4 protein-coding genes are annotated in these 8,195 nt (G+C 66.6%); 2 read left to right on the top strand and 2 right to left on the bottom strand.

The annotated features are described in order from the left end of the window. Positions 1 to 419 precede the first annotated feature (419 nt). Positions 420 to 4,124: a MobF family relaxase gene (gene mobF, locus VFH65_RS31990; RefSeq protein ID WP_353327535.1), complete on the top strand. Its 3,705-nt coding sequence runs from the start codon at positions 420 to 422 to the stop codon at positions 4,122 to 4,124. A gap of 180 nt (positions 4,125 to 4,304) precedes the next feature. Here the strand turns inward: mobF and VFH65_RS31985 are convergent, their stop codons facing one another. Both VFH65_RS31985 and VFH65_RS31980 read right to left on the bottom strand, forming a co-directional pair. Next, positions 4,305 to 5,081 (bottom strand): TIM barrel protein, encoded by a 777-nt coding sequence (locus tag VFH65_RS31985; RefSeq protein WP_353327534.1) that lies wholly within the window; start codon positions 5,079 to 5,081, stop codon positions 4,305 to 4,307. After that, positions 5,081 to 6,115, bottom strand: coding sequence for a Gfo/Idh/MocA family oxidoreductase (locus VFH65_RS31980; RefSeq protein WP_353327532.1), 1,035 nt, complete (start codon positions 6,113 to 6,115; stop codon positions 5,081 to 5,083). Before VFH65_RS31980 ends, VFH65_RS31985 begins: the two co-directional genes overlap by 1 nt. Positions 6,116 to 6,183: 68 nt before the next feature. Between VFH65_RS31980 and VFH65_RS31975 the strand changes: the two genes are divergently transcribed. Beyond that, positions 6,184 to 7,239, top strand: a complete 1,056-nt coding sequence (locus tag VFH65_RS31975) for a LacI family DNA-binding transcriptional regulator (protein WP_353327530.1) — start codon at positions 6,184 to 6,186, stop codon at positions 7,237 to 7,239. Positions 7,240 to 8,195 lie beyond the last annotated feature (956 nt).

The raw sequence follows: 8,195 nt of genomic DNA, 5'->3' as shown, positions 1-8,195 counted from the left end.
CGCCACCGAGACCGATCAGGCCACCGAGGAACCCGACCCCGGCACCTGCGGCGAGAGCGGCCCAAAGCGACCTGGCCCTCACCGGCGCGCCGACGGCGCCGGTGGACGGAGCTGTCACAGCGACACGCTAGTCGGCGCTGCGCCCGGCTCTCCACGATTTCCCGTGAGCGTTCCTGCTACGAGACTCATCTCCTGACACTGCGTTTGCCAGATCGAGCGCTAACTCATCGGTGTCCATCTACTAGGCCTCGTCTACACCGCCTCAAAATCCCGTGATGTCTCAGACCGCCGCACTCCAGTCCGACGTACCCCCTCGAACTCTTAAAGCTTCAAGTCGAACACACCTGGTGCACCACCGGAAGTAGCTCGGGTCGGCCTGACCGCCCCGGCGCGGGTACCCCCTTCGGGTGGGTGTGACTATGAGCCTGCATAAGCTCACGGCCGGGTCGGGCTATGACTACCTGACGCGGCAGGTTGCGGCGCTGGACGCGACCGAGAAGGGTCACGTCGGGCTGGCGGCGTACTACACCGAACGGAGCGAATCTCCGGGGGTTTGGGTCGGTTCTGGCCTGGGCGGCATTGACGGGTTGCAGGTCGGCGATCCGGTGTCCGCGGAGCAGATGCGGGCTCTGTTCGGCTGCGGGATGCATCCGCTGGCAGAGGCCCGGCTGCAGCAGCTGGACGGATCGAACCTGACGCGCCGCGACTTCGAGAACGTCATGCGGCTCGGCGTTCCGTTCCGGAACTTGGACGAGACTTCGGCGTTCCGGGTCGAGGTGGCCAAGCGGATCGCCGATCTGAACGCTGCGGTCGCCGAGCCCGCCGATGCCGCGGCCGCGGCGGCGGATCGGGCGAGGATCCGGACCGACGTGGCGAGTGAGTTCTTCCGCGCTGAGCACGACCGGGATCCGGTCGATGCCCGGGAGTTGGCCGGTCAGATCGCCAAGGATTCACGGCCCCGTGCCCAGACTGTCGCCGGGTATGACTTGACGTTCTCGCCGGTGAAGTCGGTGTCGACGCTGTGGGCAGTCGCTGACCCGAGGGTGGCGGCGGTGATTGAACAGGCCCATCGAGCCGCCGTTCACGACGCGTTGCGGTTCATCGAGGAGCATGCATTGTTCACCCGGACCGGCGCTCAGGGGATCCGGCAGGTCGACGTCCGTGGTTTGGTCGCGACGGCGTTTACCCACCGGGACAGCAGGGCCGGCGATCCGGATCTGCACACCCACGTCGCAGCGGCGAACAAAGTGCAGACCCTCGACGGCCGCTGGTTAGCCATTGACGGCCGGGTCTTGTTTAAGGCGAAAGTGGCCGCGTCGGAGACCTACAACACCGCCCTCGAGCGGCATCTGCATGACGCGCTCGGAGTTCGGTTCGCCGAACGGATCGGCACCGACCCAGCGAAGCGGCCGATCCGGGAGATCGTCGGCGTTGACCTCCGGCTGATGGAGCGCTGGTCGACTCGCCGCGCCAGGATCAACAGCCGGCGCGGCGAGCTGGCCGTCCAGTTTCAAACCGACCATGGCCGGCCACCCACCCCAGTCGAAGCACTCAACCTGGCCCAGCAGGCCACGCTGGAAACCCGTGACGCCAAACACGAACCCCGCTCCGAAGCCGAACAACGCCGCGTCTGGCTGGCCGAGGCGGCGGCAGTCCTCGGCGGCCGCGGCGCCATCACCGCGATGATCGCCACCGCATTCGCCCCCGACGCGGAGACCGCCCGCGTCGCGGATGCCAGGTGGGTCGCCCAGACCGCCGATCGGATTGTGTCGGTGATGGAGGACAGCCGACCGACCTGGCAGATGTGGCACGTCCGCGCCGAAGCCGAACGGCAGATCCGCACGATCAACCTCCCTGCCGAGCAGGCGAACACCCTGGTCGAGCTCCTCGTGGACGAGGTGCTCGACTACCGGTCGATAGCCCTGACGGCCCCGCCAGATGGCATCGAAGAACCAGAGGCACTGCGGCGGGCGGACGGGTCATCGGTGTACACCGTCGCCGGCGCCGACCGGTACACCTCGCAGCGGATTCTCGACGCCGAGCAGCGTCTGGTCGCCGCCGCCGGCCGCTGGGACGGGTCCGTTATCCACCCGTCGGCGGTGGAGTTGGCGATGCTCGAGCTGGCCGCGAATGGTACCGCCCTTGATGCCGGGCAGGCGGTGCTGGTCCGCGACATGTGTACCTCCGGCGCGCGGCTGCAGCTCGCGATCGCACCCGCCGGCGCCGGGAAGACCACCGCCATGCGCGCCCTCACCCTTGCCTGGACCCAGGATGGCGGCCAGGTGATCGGACTCGCCCCGTCCGCCGCCGCGGCCGTCGTCCTCGCCGAGCAATCCGGCATTCCCGCCGACACCCTCGCCAAACTCACCTGGTCGATCAACCACAACGATCTGCCGGTTTGGGCAGCTCGGATCGGTCCGTCAACATTGGTGATCATTGACGAAGCCGGCATGGCCGACACCCTGTCCCTCGACACCGCCGTCCAGATCGCCATCGGCCGAGGCGCCAGCGTCCGGCTGATCGGTGACGATCAACAACTCGCCGCCATCGGCGCCGGCGGCGTCCTCCGCGACATCAGACAAGCATGCGGCGCGGTTGAGCTCACCGAGCTCCACCGCTTCACCGACCCCGCCGAAGCAGCGGCAACAATCTCGCTTCGCGAAGGCGACCACACCGGACTGAACTACTACCTTGATCACGGACGCGTTCATGTCGGCGATCTCGCCAAAGCGACCGAGGACGCGTTCAACGCCTGGGCATCTGACCGCGCAGCCGGACTGGACGCGATCATGCTCGCACCAACCCGCGAGCTAGTCGCCGAACTCAACCGCCGCGCCCGTGATCAACGAATCGGCACTGCCCCGATCGGGCGCGAAACGCTCTTGGCTGACAGGAACCACGCCAGCGTCGGCGATGTGATCATCACCCGCACCAATAAGCGACAACTCCGCCTTTCGGCCACCGACTGGGTCAAGAACGGTGACCGTTGGACCATCACCCATGTCGGTAGACATGGCGAACTGACCGTCCGCCATAACGGCAGCAGGCTCGCCGTCCGGCTCCCCGCCGACTACGTTGCGACCTCGACCGGCCTCGGCTACGCCACCACCATCCACGGCGCCCAAGGCATCTCCGTCGACACCGCTCACGGAATCTTGACCGGCCAGGAATCCCGGCAGCAGCTCTACACGATGCTCAGCCGCGGCCGGCACGCCAACCACCTCTATCTTCAAGCCGTCGGCGACGGCGACCCGCACAATCTCATCCGTCCCGAGACCATCGCGCCAAGCACACCGACCGAAAGCCTGCAGCAGATCCTCGCCCGCGACGACGCCCCCAGCTCCGCCAGCACGCAGCTCCGCGAGCTCAACGACTCCGCCAGCCGACTATTCGACGCCGTCCGGCGGTACACCGACAGCCTCCAAGCCGCTGCCGAACAAACAGTTGGACGGCAGAAGCTGGCCGAACTCGACCTGATCGATAAGTACATTCCTGGCCTCACCAATGAACCGACCTGGCCCACGCTTCGGGCCCACCTGATTAACCTCGCCGCTGAAAGCGGCGAACACCCGCTCGTCCATTTGCAAGAAGCCACGTTAGGACGAGATCTTTCCACCACAGGAGACATGGCCGCCGTCCTCTACTGGCGGCTCACCGCATTCACCACACCCGACCCGGGACCGCTACCCTGGCTCCCCGACGTCCCAGCAAGACTCAGAGACGATATGGCCTGGGGCGCGTATCTGACCAAGCGAGCACGACTTGTCGCCGACCTCGCCAGCCAAGTTCGAGACCAAGTCGACCGAGAGGCCGCCCCTCCCACCTGGGCGGCGCAGGGAAGCCATCCGAGCGCGACGCTCGTTGGCGACATCACCATATGGCGAGCCGCGAACGGCATCGATTCCTTAGATCCACGACCAACCGGAGGGGACCAACTCGATACCGCACTCAACTGGTGGAAACAAAGCCTTGACCGGTATATAGCCCTAGCAACCAAGGCGCCGCACAAGTCTGAGGTTGATCAGCAAAGGGGTCGGCGTCGACCACGCCGTCACACTTACGCCGACCTCCAGCGTTCATATCAGACACCGCGGTCGAACCCTCCGTCCGCGCCGGGTCGCTAGTATCCGCAATCACCGGGACCACAAAGCTGGATCAGCGGCATTGTCTCTCGGATCGGGCCATCACACGCATGCGGTGCTACCCCACGACCAAGGACTACGTCGCCTGTGCTGCTCGCACGGCGATCTGGTCGTCGCTGAGCGCGAGCTGAGAGCTTTCCGGTTTCCTTTCGTCCGGCGTGGCTAGAGGCTGAAGGCGTCGCGGAACCGCTGGAGGGCGAGTTCGCTGTCACTCGACGCGAACGCTTCGAGCCCGATGGTGCCGTCGTAGCCCATCTCGGCCAACGCACGCGCGATCGCTGGATAGTTGATCTCACCCGTGCCGGGCTCGCACCGCCCCGGTACGTCGGCCACTTGAATCTCTCCGATGGCCGGGCCGCAGCGGCGGAGGAGCTCGATCAGGTTCCCCTCGCCGATCTGGGCGTGGTACAGGTCGAGCATCAGCTTCAGTGCAGGACTGTGGACCGCCTCGACCAGCGCGAGACAGTCCGCCGCTTTGGCGAAGGGCGTTCCCGGGTGATCGACTGCAGTGTTGAGGTTCTCGAGCACGAAGGTCACGCCCTCGCGCTCGCCGAGTCGGGCGATCCGGGTCAGGGTCTTCTCGGCGGCCAGCCACATCTCGCCGGTGACGGTCTCCACCGGCTTCACCGGGATTCCGCTCTCACCCAGACCGGTGCCGTGCAGGTTCAGCCGGGGGATGCCGAGCCGGGCCGCGACGGGGATGGACTGCTCGGCGGTAGCCAGCAGCTCGTCGGCGCCGTCGGGGTCGGTGAGGTTGCCACGGATGTACCCGGTCATTGATGAGAACGTCGCTCCGGTCGCTACGAGCGCGTCGATGTCCTTGGCGGTCCAGTCCCAGATCTCGACGGTGAAGCCGAGCTCGTCGATCCGGCGGATCCGTTCCAACAGTGGCAAGTCGGTAAACACCATCTCGGCGCAGACGGCGAGCTGGAACGCCATCACGCCACCGCCTCGCCGGAGGTCCGGACGGCGACCGGGGCGTGGGTCTGCACAGACTCGATGCACGTCAGCGCGACGGCGAGCGCACGCCGGGCGTCGACGCCGGTGACGGAGGGCTGACGGCATTCGCGGATCGCCGCGGCGAACTCGACGAACTCGCATGTGTAAGCGTCGCGCATGAGCTCGGTGTCGCTGCGGACCGTGTCGGTGCTCCAGCCGGAGGAGGTGAACACTTGCGCGCTGCTGCGCGCTCCGCCGCCGGCGGTCACCATGCCCTCGGAGCCGAAGACTTCAGCACGGACGTCGTAGCCGTACGCCGCGGAGAAGTTCGCCTCGGCGACAGCGCGGGCGCCGTTGTCGAAAGTGATCACCACGACGGCGGTGTCGAGCAGGCCAGCGTCCTTGAAGTCCGGGGCAACCAGGGCGTCGGCGGTGGCGTAGACCTCTACGGGATCGGCACCCGGATTCAGCCAAAGCAAGGCGTCGAAATCATGGATCAGGGTGAGCAGGAAGATCGTCCACGGCGGAACGGCGGCCGGATTGGCCAGGCCCGGATCGCGGGTCAGCGAACGCATCAGCTGGACCGAGCCGATGGCACCGGAGCTGACAGCCTCGTGGGCTGCGGCAAAGCCGCGGTCGAATCGACGGTTGAATCCGACTTGAAGGATGACCCCGGCTGCCTCCGCCGCTGCCAACGCACGATCGGCGTCGGCCAGGTTGAGCGACATCGGCTTCTCGCAGAAGATCGCCTTTCCGGCAGCAGCCGCCGCGACGATCAGATCCGCGTGCGCCTCCGACGAAGCAGCGATGACGACTGCCGGGATCTCCGGGTCGTTGATCAACTCGATCGGACCGGTGAAGGTGCGCGCGCCGTAGCGATCGGCCAATGCTTGCGCGGCCTGGGGTCGGGGGTCGGCGACCGCGGCGAGCCGTGCGCCTGGTACCCGCTGCGCGATGATGCCGGCGTGCGAGGTGCCGATCCGGCCGGCGCCGATCAGTCCGATCGCAATTGGTTCTGCTGTCTCGACGGCCATGATGATCATCCTTCGACGTTGTGGGAACTAGAGCGCGCTAGTAGCTAGCGCGCTCTAGTATGAGGTACATGACCGACGATGCGCAAATCGGCAGCTCGGCCCGGCCTCGGCGACCAACCATGGAGGACGTTGCCCTCAGGGCCGGCGTGTCCCGACCACTGGTCTCGATCGTGTTCCGCGATCAGCCGGGAGCCAGCGACGAGACCCGCGCCCGGGTGCGAGCAGCCGCGGCCGAGATCGGCTATCGGCCCGACACCCGCGCCCAGCTGTTGAGCCGGAAGCAGACCCGCCTGATCGGGGTCAGCTTCGGCGTCGGGCACGAGTTCCACGCCGAGCTGGTGACCGAGCTTTACACTGCGGCGCAGGATTCCGGTTACGAACTCGTGCTGTCCGGTGTGACACCAGATCGTCGGGAGCAGCGCGCCGCGCAGGATCTGCTGGCGTTCAGGTGTGACGCGGTGATCTTGCTCGGCCCCAGCGCGCGACTCGCCGACCTCGCGGCCATCGGCCGCCAGACCCCGACTGTCGTCATCGCCCGCGCAGCCACGGCGGAAGGGATCGACGTCGTACGGACCGACGACGTCACCGGAGCCGAGCTCGCCACACGCCATCTTCTCGAGCTCGGCCACAGCCGAATCCTGCACGTCGACGGTGGCCGGGCGCCCGGTGCCGCGGAACGGCGACGCGGCTACCAGGCGGCAATGCGCGCGGCCCGTCTGGGACGGCTGGCCCGCATCATCCCCGGCGGTCTGACCGAAGCCGAGGGCAGTCGGGCGGCTGGCTGGCTGATCGGTGGGCGCGACCCTACTAGCGCTACGGCAGCCGTCGTATTCAACGACCAGTCAGCCGTCGGTTTCCTGGCTACCCTACGGGCGTCGGGAATCGACGTTCCACGACAACTCTCCGTCGTGGGCTACGACGACAGCCGACTGGCGCGCGCAACCTGGGCTCGGCTTACCACCATCGGTCAGGACTCGGCGGCGATCGCCCGAGCAGCGGTGGAGCGAGCAATCGCGCGAATCGCCGGTGAGCCGGCCGGCAAACCGGTGTTGATCAAGCCCACCCTGATCGAGCGCGCCACCACCGCTCCGCCTACCGCCGGTCCTCCCAAAGCGCAGCCTTAAGGTCGACTGGCCGGCGCTGCTGGACTTCAGGTAGTTGCGGATCATCGAGGTGCACCCCAATGGGCTGGTGATTACGATCCGCCGATCCAAGACCAACCAGCGCGGCGACGACGAAGAACTCCCCCGGGGCCTCGATGGCCCAATCGTGCCCCGTCGCCACGCTGCAGACCTGGCTCGAACCGGCCAAGATCACTGATCTGTCTGCCTTTCAAGGCGAAGGCGGTGCGGGAGAAGGACCGGGCGGACTTCGAGGCCGTGCTGCCCCGGATGTCTTCCGCGCAGCGGGCCTGGCTTCACACGGCGCTCGAACGGGTGCATCCCGATCACGATTGGATTTCCGCTACGGAATGAGCCGCGGCTGATCATGCATCAGCCCGCAGACAGCACAGATCCGCGTCATGACTATTGCAGACGCGGATTTCCCCGTAAGCCTGATGCGTTGGCATGTGACCATCACTTCCCAAGCTGAGAGTGTGAGCAGCCAAGCGAGCAGCCTACGGACTGGGCGATCATGGACGCCTCCACACATCCATGGCCGCGGCCGCGTTGGGGGAGCATTTGATGGACGAACGCTTGCGACTCGTAATGCGTAGCTCGGCGATGCTGGCGACTCGTTGCGTGACGATGTGCGTGACAATGTGGTCGCCGCAGACCGGACGAGTTCGGACGGTCTCGGACCTCCAGCCGCCAGGGTGAGCACTTCTCACGCCTACCGAGTCCGGCTGACACGAAAGAGGCCATTGGTTCGAATCCAGTATCGCCCACCACATGCCTGGCCAGTCAGGGCAGCGTGTACGTCTCGATTCAATCTTGGGTCCAGATGGCTGCGACTGTGACGAGCGTGGAAGTGTGGGCGGGGCGCCGATCGGCTCCGGATGTCAACCAGCTCTGTCGGACTTGGGACGAGGCTCTTGTGATGCGAGTGTTCTGATCGTGGTGATTCGGGGGCCGTCTGG

Source organism: Mycobacterium sp., from assembly GCF_035697385.1.
Taxonomy (GTDB): Bacteria; Actinomycetota; Actinomycetes; order Mycobacteriales; family Mycobacteriaceae; genus Mycobacterium.
Note: the sequence above shows the minus strand (reverse complement) of the source record. Positions and strands in the feature narration are given on the sequence as shown.